Source organism: Bradyrhizobium zhanjiangense (assembly GCF_004114935.1).
Taxonomy (GTDB): Bacteria; Pseudomonadota; Alphaproteobacteria; order Rhizobiales; family Xanthobacteraceae; genus Bradyrhizobium; species Bradyrhizobium zhanjiangense.
The window spans coordinates 4806992-4833591 of record NZ_CP022221.1; the positions used below are offsets into that span (position 1 = coordinate 4806992).

The window sequence follows — 26600 nt, forward strand, 5'->3', positions numbered from 1 at the left end:
AACGCGCCCGTCAAGGCGGCCGCAGAATCTCCCACAAAATTAACCCGGCTTAAGCGCGCGTCGGGTCATTGATGCCCAAAAGGTTCCTCGGATGGGATGGCCGGACAAATCCATGAAGCGAACTGAGCCGCGCGATAGCGTGATGGGCGCGTTCCTGTACTGGCTCGGCGGCTTCGAGATCGAGGACGGCCTGACCGCCGATCTCAGCGAGCGGGCGCTGCGGCGCATCCGCGCCAAGCAGATCGACGCGGTGACGCGGCTGATCCCGGTGACGATGGCCGTGACCATGCTCAACGTCGCCATCGTGCTGATCCTGTTCTGGGGCAGGGGCTGGAACGATTTCCTCGCGATCTGGGGCATGGCGTTCGCCGCTACCGCCTTGTTTGCGGTGCGTTCGTGGCGGCGGTCGCATCGAAATCCACTGCAGGAGGCCTCAAGCCGCGCCGCGCGGCAGGTGCTGCGACAGGCGTTCTTCCTCGCCGCGATCTGGGGCATGCTGCCGCTGGCGCTGTTCAGCCGCATCGGACCAACCAGCCAGCTCATCCTGGCCTGCCTGATGGTCGGCATGATGTCGGGCGGAGCGTTCACGCTGTCGACCTTCCCTCGTGCCGGCCTCGTCTATCTCGCCACCATGACGATTGCCTGCGTCGGCGCGCTGCTCTTGTGCGGCACGGGGCCGTATCTGGTGACAGCGGTATTCCTGCTGCTGTTCGCATTCTTCATGGCGCGCAACATCGTCTCCCAGGGCAACCTCTTCCTCGGCAATCTCAAGGCCCAGCTCGAGCTCGAGCGTCAGACTGAAATCATCTCGCTGCTGCTGAAGGACTTTCAGGAGAACGCCAGCGACTGGCTGTGGCAGACCGACGCCGAGGGGCATCTGGTCGACGTGCCCCAGCGCTTCGCCGACGTCGCGCAGCTGCCGCTTCCGCTGCTGAAGGGATCGCACTTCGCCGACGTGCTCGACATGCTGTGCCCCGAGGACAAGAGCGCGGCCTACAACATTGTCGGCCTGATGGAGCAGGCCGAGCCGCTGCACGAGATGAATATCAAGGTCGTCGCCGGCGGGGAGGCGCGGCTGTGGTCGCTGACGGGTAAGCCGGCCTATGATCGCGACGGCCAGTTCCTCGGCTATCGCGGCTTCGGCCGCGACGTGACCGAGCGCTGGCGCGCGGAAAAGGCCGAGGCCGAGAGCCGCGCCAAGTCCGACTTCCTCGCGGTGATGAGCCACGAGATCCGCACGCCGATGAACGGCGTGCTCGGGCTCGCCAGCATGCTGCTGGAGACAAAACTCGATCCGGAGCAGCGCGAGGCCGTGACCACGATCCGCGAGTCCGGCGACAATCTCCAGCGCATCCTCAATGACATCCTCGATCTGTCCAAGCTCGAGGCCGGCCGCTTCGCGTTCGAGGCGATCGACTTTGCGCCGCAGGCGCTGGTCGAGACCGCCGCGACCGTGGGGCGCGCGAGTGCCAAGAGCAAGGGACTTGCGGTCAAGGTCGAACTCGATCCGAACCTGCCGCCGACGCTGCGCGGCGACGTCGCCCGCATCCGCCAGGTGCTGCTCAACCTCGTATCCAATGCGGTGAAGTTCACCGACGAAGGCGAGGTGACGATATCAGTCATCTGCCAGGCGCGGCGCGATCTGCTGGCGACCGTGGAATGGACCGTGACCGACAGCGGCATCGGCATCGCCCCGGAAAAGCTCGGGCTGCTGTTCAGCGACTTTGCCCAGGCCGATGCCTCGATCAGCCGCCGCTTCGGCGGCACTGGCCTCGGGCTTGCGATCTGCAGGCGCATCATCGAGCAGATGGGCGGCACCATCGGCGTCACCTCGACGCCGGGCGAGGGCTCGACCTTCCGCTTCACGCTGGTGCTGCCCTGGAGCCAGGCCCAAGTCTCCGATGCGACGGCTGAGCGCGATGAGGCAGAGGAGCTGAAAGCCCGCATCGCCGGCCTCGACCGGCCGCTGAAGGTGCTGGTCGCGGAGGACGATGCCGTCAACCGCATGGTCGTGAGCAAGATGCTGGGGGCCTTCGAGATCGAGCTGCGCGTCGTCACCGACGGCGGCGAAGCGGTCACAGCGGCCTCCGAAGTCGACTACGACGTCGTGCTGATGGACGTGCGCATGCCCGATATGGACGGCCTTGCCGCAACCCGCGCGATCCGCGCGCAAGGCGGCCGCTTCGAGGCCTTGCCGATCGTCGCGCTCACCGCCAACGCGTTCCCCGAAGATGTCAAGATCTGCCGCGAGGCGGGCATGTCGGATTTCCTCGCCAAGCCGCTGCGCAAGCCCGCGCTGGTCGCGGCCTTGCTACGAGCACTGGACGGCCAGGTCATGTCGGAGGACGCGCCGCTTCAGCCAGAGCTGATGCCGGTCGAGGTGGAGTGGACGGACGAGGAAAGGCAGATCACCGGCGCGTAAGCGCTCAGACCGAGAAGCTGGTCCCGCAGCCGCAGGACGCCGTCGCATTGGGATTGTTGACGCGGAACGAGGCGCCGATCAGATCGTCGACGAAATCGACCTGCGAGCCCTCCAGGAAGGGCTGCGAGGCAGAATCGACCAGCACCACCGCATTGTCCTGCTCGATCACGAGGTCGTCGTCGCTGCGGGCACGGTCAATGTCGAACTTGTACTGGAAACCGGAGCAGCCGCCGCCCTCGACCGAGATGCGCAGCATCGCGCCAGAACCTTCGCCCTTGAGGATCTCTCCAATCCGGCGCGCGGCCCGGTCGCTGATGGTCACGGCAGTCGTCATCACTCGTCTCCGATAGTCCCGCAGTCATACCCAATTCATTTGGTATCCTGCGCCTGACATAGTTAAGTGCCACCATACGCAGAATCAAATGGATAGGGACTAAATTCGCCGTGTCCGTCGGAATGGCAGCCCCTCGCGCGCCCTATGCCTGCGACCCCGATCGTAGCCGTGGCCGGCTAGTCGCCGAGCCGCCGAGCCGGACCCGCAGCCCGTTCCGGCGGGATTGCGACCGGGTGATCCATTCGACCGCGTTCCGCCGCCTGAAGTACAAGACCCAGGTGTTCGTGTTCCACGAGGGCGACCATTACCGCACCCGCCTGACCCATTCGCTGGAGGTGGCGCAGATCGCCCGGGCGCTGGCCCGGCAGCTCGGGCTGGACGAAGACCTCACCGAGACCCTGGCACTCGCCCACGATCTCGGGCATCCACCGTTCGGGCATGCCGGCGAGCGGGCCTTGGACGCCTGCCTGAAGGAATTCGGCGGCTTCGACCACAATGCCCAGACGCTCCGCGTCGTGACTTCGCTCGAGCACCGCTATCCCGAGTTCGACGGACTCAACCTGACCTGGGAATCGCTGGAGGGCATCGTCAAGCATAACGGCCCGCTGACCGACCGCGGCGGCGCCCCGATCGGGCGCTACCGCGAGCACGGCGTTCCCGTGGGGATTGCCGACTACGTCAAGACCTACGACCTCGAATTGTGGAGCTTTGCCTCGCTGGAAGCGCAGGTTGCCGCGATCGCCGACGACATCGCCTATGACGCTCACGACATCGATGATGGCCTGCGCGCCGGCCTGTTCCACCTCGACGATCTCAAGGTGATACCGCTGACCGCGGAGATCATCGCCGAGACCTCGGCGCAATATCCTGATCTCGAAGATGTCAGGCGCGGCGCAGAGCTGGTGCGCGAGCTGATCTCGCACCTGATCGGTGCGGTGTTCGCGGAGGCGCAGAAGAACCTTGCGGCGGTCAAGCCGCAATCGGCTCAGGACGTGCGCCAGCAGAGCCGGGCGCTGATCGCGTTCCCTGCCGAGGTCGCCGAGGAAGAGGCCGCCATCAAGCGCTTCCTGTATCAGCACATGTACCGCCACAAGCGGGTGATGCGGGTGATGGGGGAGGCGGAGCAGATCCTGTTCGAGCTGTTCGCAAAGTACCTGAAGGAGCCATCTGAACTGCCGCCGGAATGGCTGTTGGGGGCGGAGGCGGACAATGAGGGTGACCGGGCCCGCCGGATCGGCAATTTCATTGCCGGAATGACCGATCGTTTCGCCCTGACCGAGCACCAGCGGCTCTTTGACTCGACCCCGGATTTGCGTTAGGCGGCGGCCATGCCCGAAACATCCTCATCCCTGCACCTGTTCGCCGACGTGCTCGCGCGTGTGCACGCCGCCTGCCGTACGCTGGCCGTGGACGCCAACTGGCCTGAGGGCATCGATTTCTCGCGTGTGGTGGTTGAGCCGCCGCGCGATGCCTCCCATGGCGACATGGCGACCAACGCCGCCATGGTGCTTGCGAAAGAGGCAAAGGCAAAGCCCCGCGATCTCGCCGAGCAGATCGCCGAGCGGCTGCGCACGGATGCGCTGATCGCCAGGGTCGATGTCGCCGGCCCCGGCTTCATCAACCTGACGCTGAAGCCGGCTGCCTGGGCGGAGGCGCTGCGCACGGTGCTGCGCGAGGGCGCCGATTACGGTCGCGTCCGCGGCGGTTCCAAGGTCAATGTCGAATACGTCTCGGCCAATCCGACCGGGCCGATGCATGTCGGTCACTGTCGCGGCGCCGTGTTCGGCGACGCGTTGGCAAGCCTACTTCAGTTCGCGGGCCACGACGTCACGCGCGAATACTACATCAACGATGCCGGCGCCCAGGTCGACGTGCTCGCGCGCTCCGCCTTCCTCAGGTATCGCGAGGCGCTCGGCGAGGACATCGGCGCGATTCCGGAAGGACTCTATCCCGGTGACTACCTCAAGCCCGTCGGCGCGGCGCTGGCCAAGGAGCATGGCGACAAGCTCCACGGGGTGAGCGAGGCCGAGTGGCTGCCGACGGTGCGCGCCAAAGCGATCGCGATGATGATGGACGAGATCAAGGACGATCTCGCCGCCCTCAACATTCGCCACGACGTGTTCTTCTCCGAGCGCTCGCTGATCGAGAACGGCAACAACAAGGTTGCCGAGACCATCGATTTCCTACAGGCCAAAGGCGACATCTACGAGGGTCGCCTGCCGCCGCCAAAGGGCGCGCCGGTCGAGGATTGGGAAGACCGCGAGCAGCTGCTGTTCAAGGCGACCGCTTATGGCGACGACGTTGATCGACCGCTGATCAAGTCGGACAATTCTTACACCTACTTCGCCTCCGACATCGCCTACCACAAGAACAAGTACGACCGTGGTTTTGCGGAGATGATCGACGTCTGGGGCGCCGACCATGGCGGCTACATCAAGCGCATGCAGGCGGCGGTGAAGGCGACGACATCAGGCAAGGGCGCTCTCGACGTCAAGATCGTCCAGCTCGTGAAGTTGCTGCGCAATGGCGAGCCGGTGAAAATGTCGAAGCGGAGCGGGGACTTCATCACCTTGCGTGAGGTGGTGGATGAGGTCGGCCAGGACGCCGTCCGCTTCATGATGCTCTATCGCAAGAACGATGCGGTGCTCGATTTCGACCTCGCCAAGGTCATGGAGCAGTCGCGCGACAACCCGGTGTTCTACGTCCAGTATGGTCACGCCCGCGGTCACTCGATCTTCCGCAACGCGCGGGCCGAGGTATTCTCGGAACTGCCCCGGGATACCGCCGAGCGGATCGCCTGGCTGAGTGAGTCGGCCATGGAACGGCTGTCAGACCCGGTCGAACTCGATCTTCTCAAGCGCCTCGCAATTTATCCGCGGGTGATGGAAGCTGCCGCCGCGGCGCACGAGCCGCACCGAATTGCCTTTTATCTCTATGATTTAGCCAGCGAATTTCATGCGCTTTGGACGAAAGGGCGCGATTTGCCCTATTTACGCTTCATTATCAATAATGATGCAGATCTTACAAAAGCGCGACTGGCCATGGTCCAGGGCGTCGTCTCTGTCCTGGCATCGGGCCTCGCCATCCTCGGCGTCCATGCCCCGGACGAGATGCGGTAGTTTGGGGCGAACTACCTAATGGGAATTCGGGGGTAACCGGCAGAAGCCGGATCGCTTAGACTTGGTTGAAAGCCTTGTGGGTCGAAAGCCGTGCCTTGGTCGAGGGGCGCGCGGCTTTCCCGAAGGGACGCATCATCACGATGGCCGAACGATATCAGGACAGACCGTTTCCCTCCGATGACTATGGTCGCGGTAGCGATCAGCATGGGAAGGCGGAAAATGATCCCTTGGCCGAGCTCGCCCGTCTGATCGGACAGACCGATCCGTTCGCAGCGCAGTCGCGGCCGACTGTGCGCCCGAAAGCGGCGCCTGCCCAGAGCTATCGGGAAGATGACTATCGCCAGGACGATGATCAGCAGGACTATGCCGAGCAACCTGCGCCGCCGCCCGGGCCGCCCTCATGGATGCGGCGCGCCAACGTGCAGCCGCAGCCGGCACCCGCGCCGGAGCCTGACTATCCCGTCTCCGTAAACCCGGTTCATCCGTTGCATCGCTATTCGGCCCAGCCGACTGCGCCTGCCCCAGAGCCGGATTTTCATCAGCCGCAGACCCATCAGGATCACGCTTATCAAGCTCAAGCGTATCAGGATCAGGCCTATCAGCAGCACGGACAGGCTTATCAGGAGCAGGCCTATCAGGAGCCGTACGCGCAACCCGATCCGTCGCGCTACGATGATGCGCTCTATGGCCGGCTCGAGGCAGGCGAGCAGGACTATCAGCGCGATCCGGCCTATCCCGACGATCCCTACGCGTACCAGAACGACTATCCCGAGACCGAACTTGACGAGCCGAAGAAGCGGCGCGGCGGCATGATGACGGTCGCGGCGATCCTGGCGCTTGCCGTGGTCGGGACTGGCGCTGCCTTTGCCTACAAGACCTATGTGGGCTCGCCCCGCAGCGGCGAACCGCCGATCATCAAGGCCGATAACTCGCCGACCAAGATCGTGCCGGCGCCGACGGACTCCACGGCCAAGGTCCCGGATCGCATGGTTAGCGGTGACGGCACCGAGAAGATCGTGCCGCGCGAGGAGGCGCCTGTCGACGTCAACGCCAGGGCGGGTGGGCCCCGTTTGGTGTTCCCACCGCTGAACCAGAATGCGAACCCGCCGTCGGTGGCGAGTGTGTCGCCATCGATGGTGCCGCCGCCGAGCGCAGGGCCGACTCCGAGCAACGGCACACTGCCGAACAATTCGCCGCGTTCGATCAGGACGGTGGCCGTGAAAGGCGATCAGACCGATAGCGCCACACCGCAATCCGCCGCTGCGAAGCCGGCAGCTGCGCCAAAGCCTGTTGTCGCGCCGCCTGCACCAATCGCGTCGCGCAATCCGCCGACCTCGGCCAATGCCAGCGCCAACCAGCCGATGTCGCTCGCGCCGCAATCGGGACCGACGGCCGAGCCTCCGCAGCGGATGGCTGCGACCAATCCGACGCAACTCGCCCCCACCAGCAGCGGCGGCTACATCGTGCAGGTCTCCTCGCAGCAGAGCGAGGACAGCGCCGCCGCATCCTATCGGGTGCTTCAGAGCAAGTATGGCAGCGTGCTCGGATCGCGCTCGCCAGTGATCAAGCGCGTCGACCTCACCGACAAGGGCAAGGGCATCGTCTACCGCGCCTTCGCCGGTCCCTATGGTTCGGCAGAGGAGGCGACGCAGGCATGCAACAGCCTCAAGTCCGCAGGCCTGTCTGCCTGCTTCGTCCAGAGGAATTAACGGCCGTTTTCTTGACCCCCTCGCAGGGCAGGGTTAATCGGCCGTTATGAGCACGCGGGCCTTCATTACCGGCGTATCCGGAACGGAACTGACCGCCGCCGAGCGGGAGTTTATCCGTGCCGAACGCCCATGGGGCTTCATCCTGTTCAAGCGCAATGTCGCGACACCGGCGCAAGTTGCTGCATTGGTTGCGGAATTGCGGACGGTTGCGAATGCTGCCGAGGCACCGGTCCTGATTGATCAAGAGGGTGGGCGGGTGCAGCGGCTGGGGCCGCCGCACTGGCCGGTCTATCCGCCGGGGGCCGTATTCGCGACTTTGTACGACACTGATTCGGTGCTCGGGCTCACTGCGGCGCGCCTGAGCGCCCGCCTGATCGCGGCCGATCTCGCCGATCTCGGCATTACCGTGGATTGCCTGCCGCTCGCTGACGTGCCGGTGCCGGGTGCCGATGCCGTCATCGGCAACCGGGCCTACGGCACGGAGCCGGGCAAGGTCGCGGCGATTGCCTGTGCGATCACCGAAGGCCTGGAGCAGGGCGGCGTGTTGCCGGTCCTCAAGCACATCCCTGGTCATGGCCGGGCCACCGCCGACACCCATTTCAAGCTGCCGACGGTCGATACGCCCCGGGACGAGCTGGAGCGGACCGATTTCGCCGCGTTCAAGCCGCTTTCGGACCTGCCGATGGCCATGACTGCACATGTTGTGTTTAGCGCGGTCGACCCCGCCCATCCGGCGACGACATCTGCGACAATGATTGCTGACGTGATTCGCGGCGCAATCGGGTTCCAGGGTTTGTTAATGAGTGATGACGTGTCGATGAACGCGCTGTCGGGGAATATCGCCGAGCGGACCCGCGCTATCTTTGCGGCCGGTTGCGACGTGGCCCTGCATTGCAACGGCAACATCGAGGAGATGCGCGACGTCGCCGCTCAGACGCCCGAACTGTCTGGCAGGGCACTGGAGCGGGCGAAAGCCGCGCTCGCCGCACGCAAGCCGCCGCAGCCGTTCGACCGGGCGGCCACACGCGCGGAACTGGACGCATTGATCGCACGGGCAAACACGGCATCGGCATGACCGCAGAAATCCTATCGTTCGAAACCGGGCGGCCCGCAGAGCTCGCCGAGGGCGAGCCGGCGTTGGTCGTGGACGTCGAGGGCTATGAGGGCCCGCTCGACCTGTTGCTCGCGCTGGCACGGCAGCAGAAGGTCGACCTTGCCAAGATTTCGATCCTGGCGCTGGCGGACCAGTATCTCCACTTCATCGAAGCTGCGCGGAAGATCCGGCTGGAGCTCGCTGCTGATTATCTCGTGATGGCGGCCTGGCTCGCCTTCCTGAAGTCGCGCCTGCTGCTGCCGGAGCCGCCGAGTGCGGAAGGCCCAAGCGCCGAGCAGATGGCGACTGCGCTCGCCAACCGGCTGCGCCGGCTGGAGGCCATTCGTGAAGCCGCCAATCGGCTGATGAACAGGCCGCAATTGCAGCGCGACATCTTCCCGCGCGGCGAGCCCGAGCAGATCGCCGAGATCAAGCATCCGAAATACACGGCGACGCTGTACGACCTGCTCACCGCCTATGCTGCTCAGCGCCAGTCGCGCGTGCTGGCGAGCGTGCATCTGGCCAAGCGCACGGTGTGGTCGCTCGCCGAGGCGCGCGCCACGCTGGAGCGGCTTGTCGGCAGCATCAGTGAACAGGACGACTGGGGCGTTCTCGACGACTTCCTGATCCGGCACGTCGCCGATCCGACGCAGCGCGCGACGGTGTTCGCCTCTAGCTTTGCCGCCGCGCTCGAACTGGTGCGCGAAGGCCAGCTCGAGCTGAACCAGAAAGAGGCGTTTGCGCCCATCTATTTCCGGAAGGGGCGTCCTAAACCGGTTCCGGACGCAGCTCCTGCGCCCGATGCGCCGGTCGGTTAAGTGCAAGAAGGAGAATCTGCCATGGCAAGCCTGGCTGAAGTGCGGGTAGAAGAGGCCGAGCCGATGGACAATGAATCCCAGGCACGTCCCGAGGAATTGCGGCTGCTGGAAGCGCTGCTGTTCGCTTCGAGTGAACCGCTGGATACCGCGACGCTGGCCAAGCGGATGCCGGATGGCGTCGACGTCAAGGCGGCGCTCGAGCAGCTCCAGGCCGATTATGCCTCGCGCGGCGTGAACCTCGTGCGCGTCGCCAACAAATGGACCTTCCGCACCGCCGGCGATCTCGCCTGGCTGATGACGCGGGAGAGTACCGAGACCCGCCGCCTGTCGCGTGCCGCGATCGAGGTGCTGGCGATCATCGCCTATCACCAGCCGGTGACGCGCGCCGAGATCGAGGAGATCCGCGGCGTCGTCACCTCGAAGGGCACACTGGACGTGCTGCTGGAGACCGGCTGGATCAAGCCGCGCGGACGCCGCAAGACGCCCGGGCGCCCATTGACCTTCGGAACCACCGAGGACTTCCTGTCGCAGTTCACCCTGGAACAGCTCGGCGACCTGCCGGGCCTCGAAGAGCTGAAGGGCACGGGCCTGTTGGATTCGCGCCTGCCGACCGGATTCACCGTGCCGACGCCATCGGATGACCCGGCGCTGCGTGAAGACGAGGATCCGTTGGAACCGGGCGAAGACCTCGATCTGGCGCTGGCGCCCGCGGTCGAGCCCGAGGCGCCGGAAGGCGGCAATGAGGGTGGCAGCGAAGGCGGCACTGAAGAGTGACGCCGGTCCGTTCACGGGCCCCTGCGACCAGTTAACACTAGCAAGATTGCGTAGTGCCAACAGCGAATTGGCGCTGCCTTGGTCCTTGTTTTTGAGACCCGCCAAGCCTAGGTTTCGGTAAAGATCGGCCGGGTCCCCGGCCATGCGCGTTTGGAGGGTTGCAGGATGGGTTCACTCAGCATTTGGCACTGGATCTTGGTGATCGCAGTGGTCCTGCTGCTGTTCGGCCGCGGCAAGATTTCGGATCTGATGGGCGACGTGGCGCAGGGCATCAAGGCGTTCAAGAAGGGCATGCAGGACGACGACAAGCCCGCTGAAAAGCCCGAGCCGAACAAGTCCATCGAGCACAACAACGCCGCGCCGACCGCGGCACGGTCCGACGTCGGCAGCAAGGCCGTCTGAGCCAGAGAGCATGCGAGACGCGGGTAGCCCCGATCCTGCGCGCGAGGGATTGGGCCGGTTGCGGCTGGCGTGAACGGAAGACCTCATGTTCGACATCGGCTGGAGTGAACTGGTCCTCATCGGGGTCGTGGCCCTCATCGCCATCGGCCCGAAGGAGCTGCCGGGCGTGCTGCGCATGGTCGGACAGTGGATGGGCAAGGCCCGCAAGATGGCCGCCGAATTCCAGGGCCAGTTCCAGGAAGCGATGCGCGAGGCTGAGATGGCCGACCTCAAGAAGAGCTTTGACGAGGTCAAGGAAGCCGCGACCGGCTTCAATCCGCTGACCTCGCTTCAGAAGGACGTCAGCGACGCGCTCCGCGTCGATGCGCTCGACAAGCCGGCCGAGACGCCAGCCGCCAGCGCCGCCGAACCGTCGGCGACTTCAAGCGAAGCACCGGCGACTTCGAGCGAAGCGCTGGCGACTTCAAGTGAAGCGCCGGTAACGCCAACGACGCCGGAAGCGCCGACCCCCGCGACCTTCATGGAAGCCGAGGCGCATGCGGCAGCGAACGAGCCGCTCGCGATCACCCGTGAGGTCGAGCAGGCCCACGTCACGCAAGACACCGCGCCATCCGAAGCGATCAAGGACGTCAAAGCGTCATGACCGACGCCGATATCGAGGCCAGCAAAGCCCCCTTGATGGACCATTTGATCGAGCTGCGGTCGCGGCTGATCAAGGCACTGCTCGGCTTTGGCGTCGCCTTCATCTTCTGCTTCTTCTTCGCCAAGCAGATCTACAACGTGCTGGTCTGGCCGTTCGTGTGGGTCGCGGGTCCTGAGAATTCCAAGTTCATCTACACGGCGCTGCTGGAATATTTCATCACCCAGCTCAAGCTCGCGCTGTTCGGCGCCGGCTTCATCTCGTTCCCGATCGTCGCGACGCAAATCTACAAGTTCGTGGCGCCCGGTCTCTACAAGCACGAGAAGCAGGCCTTCCTGCCGTACCTGGTCGCGACCCCGTTCTTCTTCGTGCTGGGCGCGGCGCTGGTTTATTTCGTCGTGCTGCCGATGCTGGTCCGCTTCTCGCTCGGCATGCAGCAGGCCGGCAGCGACGAGACCGCGCAGATCCAGCTCTTGCCCAAGGTCGGCGAATATCTGTCGCTGATGATGTCGCTGATCTTCGCCTTCGGCATCGCCTTCCAGCTTCCGGTGATCCTGACGCTGCTCGGGCGGATCGGCATCATCACATCGAAGATGCTGCGCGAGAAGCGCCGCTATTTCATCGTCATCGCCTTCGTCATCGCGGCCGTGCTGACGCCGCCTGACGTGCTCAGCCAGTGCTCCCTGGCGATTCCCTTGCTGGCGCTCTACGAGGGTTCGATCATCGCGGTGGCGATGGTGGAGAAGAAGGCGGCGGCCTCGCAGGCCACCGGTACCGACGTGTCGACGCCGGCCAAGCCTGCGGAGTAGAGGGCGGGCCAAATCCTCAGTGTCATTCCCCGCGAAGGCGGGGAATGAAGTACGCCGGGGCCTATCGGGGAATCACGGACGTCTCTGGAATACTGGATCATCCGCCTTCGCGGATGATGACAGCCGTGCTAGGAGACGCGCTAATGTAAACGGGCAACGTTCGATGTTGCATGTTTACGCGCTGCCCCAGGACCACAGCCATGCACGACATCAAATCGATCCGCGACAATCCGCAAGCCTTCGACGCCGGCCTCGCGCGGCGCGGCCTGAAGCCGATGTCGGCCTCGCTGCTCGCGATCGACGAGAAGCGGCGTGCGGCGATTCTGGCCTCCGAGCAGGCGCAGGCGCGGCGCAATGCGGCATCGAAAGAAATCGGCGATGCCAAGAAGGCCAAGGACGAGGCACGCGCCGCCAAGCTGATGGCCGAGGTCGCCGAACTCAAGACCACGATGCCGCAGCTCGAAGCTGCCGCGAAGGCCGCCGACGAGGAGTTGACGAAAGAGCTGTCCGCGATCCCGAACATTCCGTTCGACGAAGTGCCCAACGGCGTCGACGAGCACGGTAATGTGCAGCACCACGTGTTCGGCAACAAGCGCAACTACAGCTTTGCGCCGAAGTTGCATGACGATCTCGGCACCGCGCTCGGCTACATGGATTTCGAGGCGGCGGCAAAGCTCTCCGGTGCTCGCTTTGTCGTGCTGAAGAAGGGGCTGGCGCGGCTCGAGCGCGCCATCGGTCAGTTCATGCTCGACCTGCACACCACCGAGCACGGCTACACCGAAATCAATCCGCCGCTGCTCGTACGCAACGAGGTGATGTTCGGTACGGGGCAACTGCCGAAATTCGAGGACGACCAGTTCTGGGCGATCAAGGGCGAACTGCTGGCTGCGCCCGACCATGAGCGGCTGAAGACCGAGCGCCTCGGTCTGATCCCGACCGCAGAAGTGTCGCTCACCAACCTCGCACGCGAATCCATTCTCGACGAGAAGCAATTGCCGATGCGCCTTACCGCGCTGACGCCGTGTTTCCGCGCCGAGGCCGGCGCCGCGGGCCGCGACACCCGCGGCATGATCCGTCAGCACCAGTTCACCAAGGTCGAGCTGGTCTCGATCACGACGCCAGAAGCGAGCAAGGACGAGCTGGAGCGGATGCTGTCCTGCGCCGAGCAGGTGCTTCAGAAGCTCGACCTGCACTACCGCGTGATGACGCTCTGCGCAGGGGATATGGGTTTCTCGTCGCAAAAAACCTACGACATCGAGGTCTGGATGCCCGGGCAGGGTGACGGCGGCATGTTCCGGGAGATCTCGAGCTGCTCGATCTGCGGCGACTTTCAGGCGCGGCGCATGGATGCGCGCTCGCGCGGGCCGGACGGCAAGCCGCGCTTCGTGCACACGCTGAACGGCTCCGGCACCGCGGTCGGCCGCGCGCTGATCGCGGTGATGGAGACCTACCAGCAGGAGGACGGCTCGATCGCGGTCCCCAGCGTGCTCCAGCCCTATATGGGCGGGCTGAAGGTGATCGCGCGCGAGTAGGGTTGCGAAGATCAGGCGGCAGGCTATCCTGCCGGCCCCTCAACGCGAACCCACCATTCATGGCCTTGCACCGCGACATCTTCTGGGTCGGCCGACAATGGGCGGTGACGGGTGCCGGCATCCAGGCCGTCGATCAGCGCCTGCGCGGCGTGCTCGACATCGAGATCGCGCGGCTCTGGGACGACGATCTCGTGCGGAGTAGGCGGGCGAAGCCCGGAGTCAATGCAGCGGATTTCGACAAGGCGCTGACGGTCGCGCGCGAACGCTTCCCGCAGGCGCCTGTGTCCGACCCGTTCGTCGCGCAGCTGGAGGCACTCGGCGTGATCGAAAATCCTGTCGAGAGCCCGGTCGTGCCGGCGATGCAGCTGCATGCCGAGGGTCGGCTGGCGCGCTTCCTGCCGCAATGGCGCATCCGCCGGTAGTAGGATCCAGGCCGGGAACCTGGCCGCCGCGACCGAATCGGCCGGTTTGCCTGATTGGGCAGAGCCGGATAAGACGGCTCAGACCCGCTTTCTGGAATCGACCTTTCGCATGCGTATTCTCTGCACCAATGACGACGGCATCCACGCCCCCGGCCTCAAGGTCGTGGAGGAGATCGCGCGCGCCTTGTCCGACGACGTCTGGGTGGTGGCGCCGGAGCTCGACCAGTCCGGCGTGTCGCATTCGCTGTCGCTGAACGATCCGTTGCGCCTGCGCGAGGTCGGCCCGCGGCACTTCGCCGTGCGCGGCACGCCGACCGACTGCGTCATCATGGGCGCGCGCCACATCCTCGGGCCCAAGCTGCCTGATGTCGTGCTGTCCGGCGTCAACAAGGGGCGCAACGTCGCCGAGGACGTGGTTTATTCCGGCACCATCGCTGGCGCGCTGGAAGGCACCATCCTGGGGCTGCCGTCGTTCGCGCTGTCGCAGGAGTTCAGCGTCGAGACCCGCGAGCGGCCGCCGTGGGACACCGCGCGCAAGTTTGGGCCTGACATCCTGCGCAAGGTGATCGCCGCCGGCGTCCCGAAAGACACGGTGATCAACATCAACTTCCCGTCGTGTGCGCCGGAGGATGTGCTCGGCATCCGCGTCACGCGCCAAGGCAAGCGCAATCTCGGCTTCCTCAGGATCGACGAGCGCAGGGACGGCCGCGGCAATCCCTATTTCTGGATCGGGTTCGAGCGCACGGCGATGATGGACACGCCCACCGACGGCACCGATCTCGCGGCGCTTCGCGAGCGCTATGTCTCGGTGACGCCGCTCAGGCTCGACCGCACCAATGAAGCGTTTTCAGAAGAATTGAGCGCGACGCTGAAGTAGCGCCTAGAGCATTATCGGTTCTGATTGAATCAGAGCCGAAGCTTTGTTTTGACGCGTTTTCTTCACGCGAACCGGTATCCACTTCGCTCGGAAACGCTCTAGCCGCTGCGAAGCGCGGCTTCGATGGTCTTGCCGAGTGCGTCGAGCTGGAACGGCTTCTGGAGCGCCGGCCGATCGCGGTACTGTTCGGGCAGGCCGGAGGAGCCGTAGCCGGTGGCGAAGATGAAGGGGCAGCCTTTCGCCCTGATAACATCGGCCACCGGCGAGATGACCTTGCCGTTGACGTTGACGTCGAGAATGGCGATGTCGAACTCGGTCGCCTGGGCGAGCCGCATGGCCTCGGTGATGTCGCCGGCCTCGGCAGCGACCTTGTAGCCGAGCTCTTCGAGCATGTCCGCAACCATCATTCTGATCATCACCTCGTCTTCGACGAGGAATACAGAGCGGCCGGAAAGCCCCGTCGCGGTCATGGTCGAGTCCTTGCCCATTCCCAAAAACGTTCGCAGATAACATGAATCGACGCAATGCGCGTTTTGACGAACGGCTGCCTGAAAATGGCGATCACGACTGGCCTGTTGCACGCCAATCTGTGCTCAAATATCCAGCCGAATGGTATCATGGGTTCCCGACCAAGGAACAAGATTCTCGCGCCCGGGTTGGCGACTTAACGGGCCTGACAACACAGCATTGGCAGCAATGACCTCGCATCAACCCCCGCCCGAAAAGATGATGTTTCAGCTCACGCTGAGGCGCCGGGGCATTAGCGATCAGGCCGTGCTGCGGACGATGGAGGAGGTGCCGCGCGAGCTGTTCGTCGACGACGCCAACCGCGACGGCGCCTATCGCGACAGTGCGCTGCCGATCGCCTGCGGGCAGACCATCAGCCAGCCCTTCGTCGTCGCCTACATGACCGAGCAGCTCCAGCTCCAGAAGCGGCACCGCGTGCTCGAGATCGGCACCGGCTCCGGTTATCAGGCCGCCGTGCTGTCGCGGCTCGCAGGGCAGGTGCTCACGGTCGAGCGCTACCGCATGCTCGCGGACACCGCACGCGCCAGGCTCGAAGAGCTCGGCTGCCACAATGTCGAGGTGATGCTGGGCGATGGCCTCAATCTGCCAGCCAATATCGGCCCGTTCGACCGCATCATCGTCACCGCCGCGATGGAGCAGATTCCAGAGAACCTGATCGAACGGCTCGAGATCGGGGGCATCCTGATCGCACCGGTCGGCCCGCATCAGGGCGTGCAGACGCTGACCCGCCTCAACCGCACCGAGGCGGGGATCGAGCGCAAGGAACTCGTCGATGTCCGCTTCGTGCCGGCGCTGCCTGGCGTGGCGCGGGAGCTGTAGAATTCCGGATTGGCTGTGCCGCCAACATCTTATTGGGAGGGTTAAGCCGTTATTTACTCGGCGCGTGTTTACTTAAAACACTAGTTCTGTTGCGTACGAGTGAGTAACCATGTCCGCTGTCGCCGAGTTGCTTTACTCGCGCCGCGTGCCGCAAGTCGCGGTGCTGGCGCTGATCTCCTTCAGTTTTGCGGGGTGCAGCGCCGACATGTCGTCGCGACTGTCCCAGTCGAATTTCTCCAATCCCTTCGCCTCGGAATCCACCGGTTCGGTGCAGCAGGCGCCACCGCCGCAGCGTGAGCTGCCGCAATATGCGCGGCCGCAGACGCAGCCTGGTTCCTATCAGTCCCAGCCCCTGCCTCCGCCCGCGGTGTCCACCCCGCAATCCTATCCCGTTGCCTCTGGCGGCGGAGTGTCCGGTGGTGGGCGCGGCGTCGGCTCCTACGCGCCCCCGGCGCAGCCGCACCTCGAGACCACGGCGACCGTACCGCCGCGCTCGGTTGCTGCAGCCCAGCCAGCCGGCGGCACCAAGATCATCGTCGGCACCAGCGACACGCTCGACGTGCTCGCCAAGCGCTATCATGTCACGCCGCAGGCGATCCTAGCCGCCAACGGCTACAAGGGCCCGCGCACGCTCTCGCCCGGCCAGCAGCTCATCATCCCGCATCCTGCCACGGCCGCTGCGCCCGTGCCGGCGATGGCTCCCGTCGCGGCTGTGCCTGCGGCGAAGCCGGTTGCAGCCGTCGCTGCGCCGCCGAGCACGCACTTCGTCAACCGTGGCGACACGCTCGCCAGCATCGCGCGCAAGAACCACATCTCGGCGGCCGAGCTGGCCCGTGCCAATGGCCTCGCCCCCTCAGCCAAGCTCAAGCTCGGCACTAAGCTGACCGTGCCCGGTGCCAAGACCGCCGCCGTCGCGGTGCCGGTTGCTCCGGCTCCGGTCGCGGCTGCTCCGGTTGTGGGAACGCTCCAGCCCGTGGCGGCCGCTCCGGCGCCTGCTACCAAGATGGCCGCTGCTGCCGCGCCGGTGCAGAGCGCGCGTCTGGCCCAAGCCACGGCCAATGTCGAAGAGAAGCCCGCCGAGACGCCGGCGAAGGCCGCGGAGGCCACTGGCGCGCTGCCGACCTTCCGCTGGCCGGTGCGCGGCAAGGTGGTCACGAGCTACGGCGCCAAGACCAACGGCAAGTCCAATGACGGCATCAATCTCGCGGTGCCCGAGGGGACGCCGGTCAAGGCGGCTGAAGACGGCGTCGTCGCCTATTCCGGCAACGAGCTGAAAGGTTACGGCAATCTGGTCCTGGTTCGGCACTCCAACGGCTACGTCACCGCATATGCCCATGCGAGTGAGCTGTTGGTGAAGCGCGGCGATACTATCAAGCGCGGTCAGGTCATTGCCAAGTCGGGTCAATCCGGGGAAGTGGCGTCGCCGCAGCTCCACTTCGAGATCCGTAAGGGATCGAGCCCGGTTGACCCGCTTCAATTCCTGAACGGAGCGTGAGGCGGACGCTTCAGCCGGGTTCACACCGCGCGCTCACTGTCATCGTCCGCGAAGGCGGACGATCCAGTATTCCAGAGACAGCAATTGTTCAGCCGATAGGCCGCGGCGTACTGGATTCCCCGCCTGCGCGGGGAATGACAGGTGTAGGTGAGGCGAAAGTGTCCGCTACATCATCGTCAGCTTCACACCCAGCCGTCCCGCCAGCTCCTGCACGAACTGCCAGGCGACGCGGCCTGAGCGGGAGCCGCGCGTGGTCGACCATTCCAGCGCCTCGCGCTCCAGCGCCTCGTCGTCGATCTTGATGCCGAAATGGCTGCAATAGCCGCGCACCATGGCGAGATACTCGTCCTGGCTGCAGCGGTGGAAGCCGAGCCAGAGGCCGAAGCGATCCGACAGTGAGACCTTCTCCTCGACCGCTTCGCCGGGATTGATCGCGGTCGAACGCTCGTTCTCGATCATCTCGCGCGCGAGCAGATGGCGGCGGTTGGAGGTGGCGTAGAGGATGACGTTCTCGGGCCGGCCTTCGATGCCGCCTTCGAGCACGGCCTTGAGCGACTTGTAGGACGCATCATTGCCGTCGAAGGAGAGATCGTCGCAGAACACGATGAAGCGGAAGGAGGAGGCGCGCAAGCACTCCATCAGCGCGGGCAGGCTTTCGATGTCCTCGCGATGGATCTCGATCAGCTTCAGCTTGTCGGTCGGGTTGCGCTCCGCGTTGAGGCTGGCATGCGCCGCCTTCACCAGCGATGACTTGCCCATGCCACGCGCGCCCCAGAGCAGGGCGTTGTTGGCGGGCAGGCCATTGGCGAAGCGCTCGGTGTTCTCCATTAGGATGTCGCGCATCCGGTCGACGCCCTTCAGTAGGAATAGCTCGACGCGGCTGACCCGCGGCACTGCCGCAAGGCGGCCGTCCGGGTGCCAGACGAACGCGTCGGCCCGTTCGAACGACTCGGATTCGAGGGTCGGGTTGCTCTGGGCCGAGAGGTGCGCTGCAATGGTCTCCAGCGCGCGGACGATGCGCTCCTGGGAGGGATCGACCGGGTCTGCCTTAACGGCGCCCTTGGGACGTTTTGCCGCGACGCCGGCGGGCTTCTTGGCAGGGGTATTGGGGCCTTTGCCGGCCGGGCTTTTGCTGGGTTTTTTGGGCATGTCCGAAGTTCCTGAGAACGCAGCCTTATCGGGCCTGAGGACGCGCCGCAAGGTGGGCCAAAAGGGCGGTCTGGCAGCGTTGCAATTGGGGCAATGGCCGCTATAGTCCGCGCGAATTTGACCGAACCGGTCGCCTTTGAGGGCCTGACCGGCTTTCCCCCGTTGTCACGAGGATCGTCCGAATGCTGATTACCCCTGCGTATGCCCAGGCCGCGGGCGCCGGCGACACCAACAGCATGTTGATGTCGCTGCTGCCGTTCGCCCTGATCTTTGTGATCATGTACTTCCTGATTCTGCGTCCGCAGCAGAAGAAGGTCCGCGATCATGCCGACCTCGTGAAGAACATCCGCCGCGGCGACACGGTGGTGACTTCGGGCGGCCTCGTCGGCAAGGTCACCAAGGTCGTCGACGACGACCAGATCGAGTTCGAGATATCCGACGGTGTGCGCGTGCGGCAGATGCGCCAGATGATCTCAGGCGTGCGCGCCAAGGGCGAACCGGCCAAAGAATCCAAGGAAAGCGCCAAGGACGACACCGCGGCGAAGTGAGTGCTCCCCCGCGAGTCACTATAAGTCTCCTGCAAGTCTCCTGATCTGACAGGTCTAGTCGATGTTGTATTTCACGCGGTGGAGGGCGCTCGGGATTATCCTGACGGCGCTGATCGTGTGCCTCTGCGCGGTCCCCAACTTCTTCCCCGAGGCGCAGGTCAAGACCTGGCCGGCCTGGGCGCAGCGCCGGCTCGTGCTCGGCCTCGACCTGCAGGGCGGATCCTATCTGCTGCTTGAGGTCGATTCCGCCTATGTGAGGAAGGAGAGGCTCGACCAGATCCGCGACGACGTTCGCCGGACGCTGCGCGATGCCAAGATCGGTTTCACCGGTGGCGTTACCGTGCGCAACGACGCGGTCGAAGTTCGCATCAGCAAGGAATCCGATGCGCAGGCCGCACTCGCCAAGCTGCGCGAGCTGTCGCAGCCGCTGGGCGGCCTCATGGGATCCGGCGGTCAGCGCGACCTTGAAGTCACCGATGCCGGTGGCGGTGTGATCCGCCTGAGCATCCCGCAGGCCGCGATGCTCGACCGCATGCGCAAGACCATCGAGCAGTCGATCCAGATCGTCGAACGCCGCGTCAACGAGCTCGGCACCGTCGAGCCCGTGATTCAGCGCCAGGGCAACGACCGCATCCTGGTGCAGGTCCCCGGCCTCCAGGACCCGACGCGCCTGAAGGAACTCCTGGGCAAGACCGCGAAGATGGAATTCCGCATGGTCGATACCTCCGTGCCGCCGGATCAGGCTCAGCAGGGCAGGTTGCCGCCGGAATCCGAACTCTTGATGAGCGCCTCGCCGCCGCCGACGCCTTACGTGGTCAAGAAGCAGGTGCTGGTTGCCGGCGGCGATCTGACCGATGCCCAGGCGAGCTTCGACCAGCGCACGGGTGAGCCGGTCGTCAGCTTCAAGTTCAATACGTCGGGCGCGCGCAAATTCTCGCAGGCGACGCAAGAGAATGTGGGACTGCCGTTCGCGATCGTGCTCGACAACAAGGTGATCTCGGCGCCCGTCATCCGCGAGCCGATCACCGGCGGCCAAGGCCAGATCTCCGGGAATTTCACCGTGCAATCGGCCAACGATCTCGCGATCCTCCTGCGCGCCGGCGCGCTGCCGGCGCCGCTCACGGTGGTCGAGGAACGCACCGTCGGTCCGGGTCTCGGCCAGGATTCGATCGAGAAGGGCGAGCTTGCGGCCTATGTCGGCTCGATCCTCGTCATCGTGTTCATGCTCGCGACCTACCGGCTGTTCGGCGTGTTCGCGAACGTCGCGGTGGCGATCAACGTCGCGATGATCTTCGGCCTGTTGTCGCTGCTCAACGCCACGCTGACGCTGCCCGGCATCGCCGGCATCGTGCTCACCGTTGGCATCGCGGTCGATTCCAACGTGCTGATCTACGAGCGCATCCGCGAGGAGCTGCGCGGCGGCCGGAACGCGATCTCGGCGATCGACGCCGGCTTCAAGCGGGCGCTGGCGACGATCCTCGATTCCAACATCACCACCTTCATTGCTGCCGCCGTGCTGTTCTACATCGGCACCGGCCCGGTGCGCGGCTTTGCCGTGACGCTCGGCATCGGCATCATCACCACGGTGTTCACCGCCTTCACCCTGACGCGGCTGATCGTCGCCGGGTGGGTGCGGTGGAAGCGGCCGCAGAGCGTGCCGATCTAGGAGCCTGATCGTGACTCACACCGTTCTCATCGGGCTCGGCGTCCTCATCGCCATTCTCACCGTGGTCGCGGCCCTCGGCCTCTTGCCGTCGCTGCGTATCGTCCCGGACAATACGCATTTCGACTTCACGCGCTTTCGCCGCATCAGCTTCCCGATCTCGGCGGCGCTGTCGATCGTCGCGATCACGCTGTTCTTCACCCACGGGCTGAATTTCGGCATCGACTTCCGCGGCGGCACCTTGCTCGAGGTGCAGGCCAAGTCCGGCACCGCGGACATCGCGGCGATGCGCACGACGCTGGATTCCCTGCGACTCGGCGAAGTCCAGCTCCAGCAGTTCGGTGGTCCCGCTGACGTCCTGATCCGCGTTGCGGAGCAGCCCGGCGGCGACGCCGCGCAGCAGGAGGCCGTGCAGAAGGTCCGCGCTGCGCTCGGCGATTCCGTCGAATATCGCCGTGTCGAGGTGGTCGGCCCGCGCGTCTCCGGTGAGCTCTTGGCCTACGGCATGCTCGGCCTGATGCTCGCGATCGTGGCGATCCTGATCTATCTCTGGTTCCGCTTCGAATGGCAGTTCGCGCTCGGCGCCATGATCGCCAACGTGCACGACATCGTGCTCACGATCGGCTTCATGTCGATCAGCCAGGTCGATTTCGACCTGACCAGCATCGCCGCGCTGCTGACGATTCTCGGCTATTCGCTCAACGACACCGTCGTCATCTACGACCGTATCCGCGAAATGCTGCGGCGCTACAAAAAGATGCCGATGCCGCAGCTGCTCAACGAGTCCATCAACTCGACGCTGTCGCGCTCCATCATCACCCACGTCACGGTGACGCTGGCACTGCTCGCGCTGCTGCTGTTCGGCGGACACGCCATCCACAGCTTCACCGCAGTGATGATGTTCGGCGTGGTGCTGGTCGGCACCTACACCTCGATCTTCATCGCGGCGCCGATCCTGATCTATCTCGGCGTCGGCGAGCATCGCGAAGATGCGCCGGATACGGCTACGCCGGCGAAGAAAAACAAGGCATGATCCGAACCGCATACCCCCGCATGCGTTTGCGGGGGTAGTAAGCTCATTCGGACCTGGCTCATGGCTGGCGACCCCAACGCACCCCATTTCCCGCGCTCGGCGCCGATCGAAGCCTATGGCAAGGGCGGCTTCGCCTTCGCTGGCATGTCGCATCGAGGATCGTTGCTGTGCCTTCCCGACGCGATCTGGGCCTGGGACGTGACGGACCCCACCAAGATCGACCGCTACTCGCTCGATCGCGTGTTCACGGCCGCCAACAGCATCGACACGCTTCTGGTCGGCACTGGAACCGGGGTTTGGCTTCCGCCGCCGGAACTGCGCCAGGCCTTGAAGGCGGTGAGAGTAGTGCTGGACACGATGCAGACCGGCCCCGCCGTGCGCACCTACAACATCATGATCGGCGAGCGACGCCGCGTCGCGGCCGCGCTGATCGCGGTGCCATGAGCAGCACCGCGCCGCCATCCGATTCGGCTACCTTTTGCGCCGATCTCGTGCGCAGCCACGACTTTCCGCGTTACGTCGCGACGCTGTTCGTACCCGCCGCAGAGCGTCGCGCGCTGCTGGCGCTCTATGCCTTCAATGCAGAGATCGTGCGCGTTCGCGACCAGGTGAGCCAGCCCTTGCCCGGCGAGATTCGCCTGCAATGGTGGACCGACATGCTGTCAGGCCATGTCCATGGCAGCGCCGAGGGCAATCCGGTGGCGGCGGAGCTGCTCCGCGCGATCCGCGATTACGACCTGCCGGTCGAGCCGCTGTCCCTGCTCGCCGACGAGCACCAGTTCGATCTCTACAACGATCCGATGCCGACCATGGCGGCACTGGAAGGCTATCTGGCGGCCACCTCATCGGCGTTGTTTGCCCTTGCAGCCCGGATCATGGCGCCGCCGTCGGAGGCGGCCGAGCATCTCGCCCGTCATGCTGGGCTTGCCCAGGGAATCGTCCAGGTCGTGGCCAACCTGCCGCGTGATGCGGCGCACCGGCAATTGTTCCTGCCGCAGCAAGTGCTGGCGAGCCACAACTGCAATATGGAGGATGTGTTCGCCGGCAAGGAGACGCCGAGCCTGCGCGCCGTACTGGACCAGCTCGCGGGCGAAGCGCGGCAGCATCTGACCACGGCCTCCTCGCTGCTGCCGCAGGTGCCGCCATCCGTGCGGCCTGCGTTTCTGCTGCTGAGCCAGACCCGGGCCGATCTGAAGCGCCTGTCGAAACCTGGCCGCAATCCGTTCGCGCCGCAGCCGGCCTCGCGGCTGCGCACGCTGTGGACGCTGTGGCGGGCTTCACGCTCCAGGGAATTTACCAAATAGGGGTCGGCTTATCGCCTGAGGCGGCCAAATGCTCTATGCTGGCCTATGGCCGACTTGTCCCAAAGCGCGACCTCCGATCTCGGCGACTTCCCGGTCGCACCAAGCGACATCCATGCGGCCGCCGAGACCATCCGGGGTGCCGTCGTCGAAACGCCTTGTAGCTACAGCCGGACGCTGAGCAGCATCTGCGGTTGCGACATCTGGCTGAAATTCGAGAACCTCCAGTTCACCTCCTCGTTCAAGGAACGCGGCGCCCTCAATAGGCTGACCGCGCTGACGCCGGAGGAGCGTGCGCGCGGCGTCATCGCGATGTCGGCGGGTAACCACGCACAGGGCGTCGCCTATCACGCGAGAAGGCTCAACATTCCCGCCACCATCGTCATGCCGGTCGGCACGCCCATGGTGAAGATCGAGAATACCAGGCATCACGGCGCGGAGGTGGTGGTTACGGGCGCGACGCTGGAGGAGGCGGCCGCGTTCGCGCGGAGCCACGGTGAGGCTCGCGGCATGATCTTCGTCCATCCCTATGACGATCCGCTGGTGATCGCCGGGCAGGGTACCGTCGGACTGGAGATGCTGAAGGCGGTGCCGGAGCTCGATACGTTGGTCGTCCCGATCGGCGGCGGCGGGCTGATCAGCGGCATCGCCATTGCCGCCAAGTCGATCAAACCGTCGCTACGGATGCTCGGCGTCGAGGCCTGGCTCTATCCCTCGATGTACAATGCCATCCATGACGGGAATCTGCCGGCGCGCGGTGACACGCTCGCCGAAGGCATCGCGGTCAAATCGCCCGGCAAGATCACCACCGAAATCGTCCGCCGCCTCGTCGATGACATCGCGCTCGTGAACGAAGCCGAGCTCGAGCGTGCGGTTGCGACCCTGATCTCGATCGAGAAGACGGTGGTCGAGGGCGCCGGTGCCGCCGGCCTTGCCGCGCTGATGTCCGATCCATCTCGCTTCGCCGGCCAGAAAGTGGGCCTGGTGCTGAGCGGCGGCAACATCGATACGAGACTGATCGCCTCGGTCCTGACCCGCGAGCTGGCACGCGAGGGGCGACTGACCCAACTCTCGCTCGATATTCCTGACCGCCCCGGGCAATTGGCCGCGGTCGCGGCGCTTTTGGCCGAAGCCGGCGCCAACATCATCGAGGTCTCGCACCAGCGGACCTTCTCCGACCTGCCGGCCAAGGCGACGCTGCTGCAACTGGTCATCGAGACCCGCGACAGCGCCCATCTCGACGAGGTGATGGCAAGGCTCAGTGCATCCGGTTTGACGGCGCGCTGCACGTGAGCGCGTCCTATCGCGGTGTTAAACCCGCGAGGTGACCGATCAGCCGATCGATCTCGGCTTCCGTATTGTAGTAGTGCGGCGAGGCGCGCACGACTGGCGGTAGCGCGCGAAGTTCTGCGTCGATGCGGGTGCTCGACGGATCCGAAGCGCCGATGGTGATGCCCGCCGCAGCGGCACCGCTGACAATGGCGTTCGCGTCATATCCGTCCACCGTGAAGCTGACGATCGCGCCCGGCGCGCGGCCGAGGTCGCGTATTTGGATTCCGCGAATGGAGGCGAGGCCGCTGCGAAGGCGGTCCGCAAGCAAGCGGCAGCGCTGCTCAATAGGACCAAGGCCGATCGCGAGGGCATAATCGACGGCAGCCCCCAATCCAAGCCGGGCGGCGTAGTTGTTCTCCCAAGTCTCGAAACGGCGCGCATCATCGCGGAGCTGATACTCATCGCGCGAGACCCAGGGCGCGGCGAAATGGTCGATCATCGGCGGCTCGAGCCGCTGCAGCATCGCTCGGCGGACGTAGAGAAAGCCGGTACCGCGCGGCCCGCGCAGGAATTTGCGCCCCGTGGCGGACAGCATGTCACAGCCGATGGTTTCGACATCGACCACCATCTGGCCGACCGCCTGGCAGGCATCGAGCAAGTAGGGAATGCCGTGCGCTCGCGCGATCCTGCCGATCGCCGCCGCGGGATTGACCAGCCCGCCATTGGTCGGAACCCAGGTGATGGCGATGAGCTTCACGCGGTCATCGATCATGCGTTCGAGCGCAGCGACATCGAGTTCGCCCGTCGAGTCGCTCGGCACGACGTCGATGATCGCGCCTGTACGCTTGGCCACCTGAAGAAACGCGACATAGTTGGCGGCGTACTCTGCCTCGGCGGTCAGGATGCGATCGCCCTGGGCAAACGGAAGCGAATAAAACGCCATCTGCCAGGCAACCGTCGCGTTCTCCATGAGGGCAATCTCGTCGGGCGCGGCATTCAGTAGCCGCGCCACCGAACCGTAGACCGTGTCGAGCCGGACGGACTCGCGATCAGCGGCGGCATAACCTCCGATCTCGCTTTCGAAGTCGATGTGTCGCTTCATCGCTGTGGCAACGGGCGTTGGCATGAGGGCAGCACCCGCATTGTGGAGATACGCAAGCCGGGAGGCGGCAGGTGTGTCGGTGCGTATCCGGTCGATGTCGATCAAGTGTGAGCCTCTGCGTTAGGGTTCCCTGAGTTTGACACACTGACGCACGCGAGCAAGATCGGACAATGGATGCCGCGGCTGGAGCATGCCGATTCGGATGCTATGATGATAGAGGGCGTGATTTGGTGGTGATTTGAAAGGACCCGCGATGGCGAAGAACACGATTTGCCTCTGGTACGACAAGGACGCCGAGGCGGCGGCCCGCTTCTACGCCGAGACGTTCCCCGATAGCTTCGTAAGTGCCGTTCACCGCGCGCCCAGCGATTACCCGTCCGGCAAGGCCGGCGATGTGCTGACGGTCGAATTCACCGTGGCTGGCGTTGCTTGTCTCGGACTTAACGGCGGGCCCATGTTCAAACACAATGAGGCCTTCTCGTTTCAGATCGCTACCGACGATCAGGAGGAGACAGACCGTTATTGGAGCGCCATCGTCGGCAATGGCGGGCAGGAAAGCGCCTGCGGTTGGTGCAAGGACAGATGGGGCGTTTCCTGGCAGATCACGCCGCGCGTATTGATCGAGGCGCTGGCGGCCGGCGGCCCTGAAGCCAAGCGCGCCTTCGACGCAATGATGGGGATGACCAAGATCGACGTGGCCGCGATCGAGGCGGCGCGGCGCGGCTGAAATTGTCAGGCC

The 26600-nt window shown here is 64.9% G+C and carries 27 protein-coding genes; 23 read left to right on the forward strand and 4 right to left on the reverse strand.

Annotation, left to right across the window (positions count from 1 at the left end; genetic code table 11):
- Window positions 1-91: 91 nt before the first annotated feature.
- Window positions 92-2422, forward strand: coding sequence for a hybrid sensor histidine kinase/response regulator (locus XH85_RS22975; protein ID WP_128933598.1), 2331 nt, complete (start codon window positions 92-94; stop codon window positions 2420-2422).
- A 4-nt stretch (window positions 2423-2426) separates the two neighbouring features.
- Here the strand turns inward: XH85_RS22975 and erpA are convergent, their stop codons facing one another.
- Entirely contained in the window at window positions 2427-2756 is a 330-nt protein-coding gene (erpA, locus tag XH85_RS22980) for an iron-sulfur cluster insertion protein ErpA (RefSeq protein ID WP_128933599.1), read from the reverse strand.
- Between the two features lie 110 nt (window positions 2757-2866).
- Here erpA and XH85_RS22985 point away from each other — a divergent pair, with 110 nt between their 5' ends.
- From XH85_RS22985 to surE, 12 genes are all read left to right on the forward strand, one after another.
- Complete coding sequence (locus XH85_RS22985) at window positions 2867-4075, forward strand: deoxyguanosinetriphosphate triphosphohydrolase (protein WP_128933600.1); 1209 nt, start codon at window positions 2867-2869, stop codon at window positions 4073-4075.
- 9 nt (window positions 4076-4084) lie between these two features.
- Window positions 4085-5875 (forward strand): arginine--tRNA ligase, encoded by a 1791-nt coding sequence (gene argS, locus XH85_RS22990; RefSeq protein ID WP_164940358.1) that lies wholly within the window; start codon window positions 4085-4087, stop codon window positions 5873-5875.
- Window positions 5876-6015: 140 nt separating this feature from the next.
- Window positions 6016-7584 (forward strand): SPOR domain-containing protein, encoded by a 1569-nt coding sequence (locus tag XH85_RS23000; RefSeq protein ID WP_128933602.1) that lies wholly within the window; start codon window positions 6016-6018, stop codon window positions 7582-7584.
- Window positions 7585-7630: 46 nt separating this feature from the next.
- Window positions 7631-8659 carry a beta-N-acetylhexosaminidase gene (gene nagZ, locus XH85_RS23005; RefSeq protein ID WP_128933603.1) on the forward strand — a complete coding sequence of 343 codons (1029 nt, stop codon included), beginning with the start codon at window positions 7631-7633 and terminating at the stop codon, window positions 8657-8659.
- Window positions 8656-9495 carry a segregation and condensation protein A gene (locus XH85_RS23010; RefSeq protein WP_128933604.1) on the forward strand — a complete coding sequence of 280 codons (840 nt, stop codon included), beginning with the start codon at window positions 8656-8658 and terminating at the stop codon, window positions 9493-9495. The genes nagZ and XH85_RS23010 overlap by 4 nt, the downstream gene beginning before the upstream one ends.
- A gap of 21 nt (window positions 9496-9516) precedes the next feature.
- Window positions 9517-10269, forward strand: coding sequence for an SMC-Scp complex subunit ScpB (gene scpB, locus XH85_RS23015; RefSeq protein ID WP_164934908.1), 753 nt, complete (start codon window positions 9517-9519; stop codon window positions 10267-10269).
- Between the two features lie 165 nt (window positions 10270-10434).
- On the forward strand, window positions 10435-10671 hold the full coding sequence (locus XH85_RS23020) for a twin-arginine translocase TatA/TatE family subunit (RefSeq protein ID WP_091885538.1): 237 nt from the start codon (window positions 10435-10437) through the stop codon (window positions 10669-10671).
- Between the two features lie 85 nt (window positions 10672-10756).
- Complete coding sequence (gene tatB / locus XH85_RS23025; protein WP_128933606.1) at window positions 10757-11314, forward strand: Sec-independent protein translocase protein TatB; 558 nt, start codon at window positions 10757-10759, stop codon at window positions 11312-11314.
- Complete coding sequence (gene tatC, locus XH85_RS23030) at window positions 11311-12120, forward strand: twin-arginine translocase subunit TatC (protein ID WP_091885532.1); 810 nt, start codon at window positions 11311-11313, stop codon at window positions 12118-12120. Before tatB ends, tatC begins: the two co-directional genes overlap by 4 nt.
- A 200-nt stretch (window positions 12121-12320) precedes the next feature.
- On the forward strand, window positions 12321-13652 hold the full coding sequence (gene serS, locus XH85_RS23035) for a serine--tRNA ligase (protein ID WP_128933607.1): 1332 nt from the start codon (window positions 12321-12323) through the stop codon (window positions 13650-13652).
- 59 nt (window positions 13653-13711) lie between these two features.
- Entirely contained in the window at window positions 13712-14074 is a 363-nt protein-coding gene (locus tag XH85_RS23040) for a hypothetical protein (protein ID WP_091885518.1), read from the forward strand.
- 109 nt (window positions 14075-14183) lie between these two features.
- A complete protein-coding gene (gene surE / locus XH85_RS23045) occupies window positions 14184-14951 on the forward strand; it encodes a 5'/3'-nucleotidase SurE (protein ID WP_128933608.1) in 768 nt (255 codons plus the stop codon).
- A gap of 98 nt (window positions 14952-15049) precedes the next feature.
- Here the strand turns inward: surE and XH85_RS23050 are convergent, their stop codons facing one another.
- Window positions 15050-15421, reverse strand: coding sequence for a response regulator (locus XH85_RS23050; RefSeq protein WP_091886060.1), 372 nt, complete (start codon window positions 15419-15421; stop codon window positions 15050-15052).
- 41 nt (window positions 15422-15462) lie between these two features.
- Between XH85_RS23050 and XH85_RS23055 the strand changes: the two genes are divergently transcribed.
- The 3 genes from XH85_RS23055 (at window position 15463) to XH85_RS23065 (ending at window position 17793) form a co-directional block, all read left to right on the forward strand.
- Window positions 15463-15651: a hypothetical protein gene (locus XH85_RS23055; RefSeq protein WP_128933609.1), complete on the forward strand. Its 189-nt coding sequence runs from the start codon at window positions 15463-15465 to the stop codon at window positions 15649-15651.
- Window positions 15648-16298 carry a protein-L-isoaspartate(D-aspartate) O-methyltransferase gene (locus XH85_RS23060; RefSeq protein ID WP_128933610.1) on the forward strand — a complete coding sequence of 217 codons (651 nt, stop codon included), beginning with the start codon at window positions 15648-15650 and terminating at the stop codon, window positions 16296-16298. Before XH85_RS23055 ends, XH85_RS23060 begins: the two co-directional genes overlap by 4 nt.
- Window positions 16299-16407: 109 nt before the next feature.
- On the forward strand, window positions 16408-17793 hold the full coding sequence (locus XH85_RS23065; protein ID WP_128933611.1) for a LysM peptidoglycan-binding domain-containing M23 family metallopeptidase: 1386 nt from the start codon (window positions 16408-16410) through the stop codon (window positions 17791-17793).
- 165 nt (window positions 17794-17958) lie between these two features.
- Here XH85_RS23065 and XH85_RS23070 read toward each other — a convergent pair whose 3' ends face one another.
- Window positions 17959-18942: an ATP-binding protein gene (locus XH85_RS23070; protein ID WP_128933612.1), complete on the reverse strand. Its 984-nt coding sequence runs from the start codon at window positions 18940-18942 to the stop codon at window positions 17959-17961.
- A gap of 182 nt (window positions 18943-19124) precedes the next feature.
- Here XH85_RS23070 and yajC point away from each other — a divergent pair, with 182 nt between their 5' ends.
- The 6 genes from yajC to XH85_RS23100 all read left to right on the forward strand — a co-directional run bounded on the left by yajC (window position 19125) and on the right by XH85_RS23100 (window position 24780).
- Complete coding sequence (gene yajC / locus XH85_RS23075) at window positions 19125-19490, forward strand: preprotein translocase subunit YajC (RefSeq protein ID WP_128933613.1); 366 nt, start codon at window positions 19125-19127, stop codon at window positions 19488-19490.
- A 61-nt stretch (window positions 19491-19551) separates the two neighbouring features.
- Window positions 19552-21156, forward strand: a complete 1605-nt coding sequence (secD, locus tag XH85_RS23080; RefSeq protein ID WP_091885500.1) for a protein translocase subunit SecD — start codon at window positions 19552-19554, stop codon at window positions 21154-21156.
- Between the two features lie 10 nt (window positions 21157-21166).
- Window positions 21167-22186 (forward strand): protein translocase subunit SecF, encoded by a 1020-nt coding sequence (secF, locus tag XH85_RS23085; protein WP_128933614.1) that lies wholly within the window; start codon window positions 21167-21169, stop codon window positions 22184-22186.
- A 60-nt stretch (window positions 22187-22246) separates the two neighbouring features.
- A complete protein-coding gene (locus XH85_RS23090; RefSeq protein WP_091885494.1) occupies window positions 22247-22630 on the forward strand; it encodes an Mth938-like domain-containing protein in 384 nt (127 codons plus the stop codon).
- A complete protein-coding gene (locus XH85_RS23095; RefSeq protein WP_128933615.1) occupies window positions 22627-23490 on the forward strand; it encodes a phytoene/squalene synthase family protein in 864 nt (287 codons plus the stop codon). Before XH85_RS23090 ends, XH85_RS23095 begins: the two co-directional genes overlap by 4 nt.
- A gap of 45 nt (window positions 23491-23535) precedes the next feature.
- Window positions 23536-24780: a threonine ammonia-lyase gene (locus tag XH85_RS23100; protein WP_091885488.1), complete on the forward strand. Its 1245-nt coding sequence runs from the start codon at window positions 23536-23538 to the stop codon at window positions 24778-24780.
- 7 nt (window positions 24781-24787) lie between these two features.
- Here XH85_RS23100 and XH85_RS23105 read toward each other — a convergent pair whose 3' ends face one another.
- Window positions 24788-25966, reverse strand: coding sequence for an aminotransferase class V-fold PLP-dependent enzyme (locus XH85_RS23105; RefSeq protein WP_128933616.1), 1179 nt, complete (start codon window positions 25964-25966; stop codon window positions 24788-24790).
- A 148-nt stretch (window positions 25967-26114) separates the two neighbouring features.
- Between XH85_RS23105 and XH85_RS23110 the strand changes: the two genes are divergently transcribed.
- On the forward strand, window positions 26115-26588 hold the full coding sequence (locus XH85_RS23110) for a VOC family protein (protein WP_128933617.1): 474 nt from the start codon (window positions 26115-26117) through the stop codon (window positions 26586-26588).
- The last annotated feature ends 12 nt before the right edge of the window (window positions 26589-26600 follow it).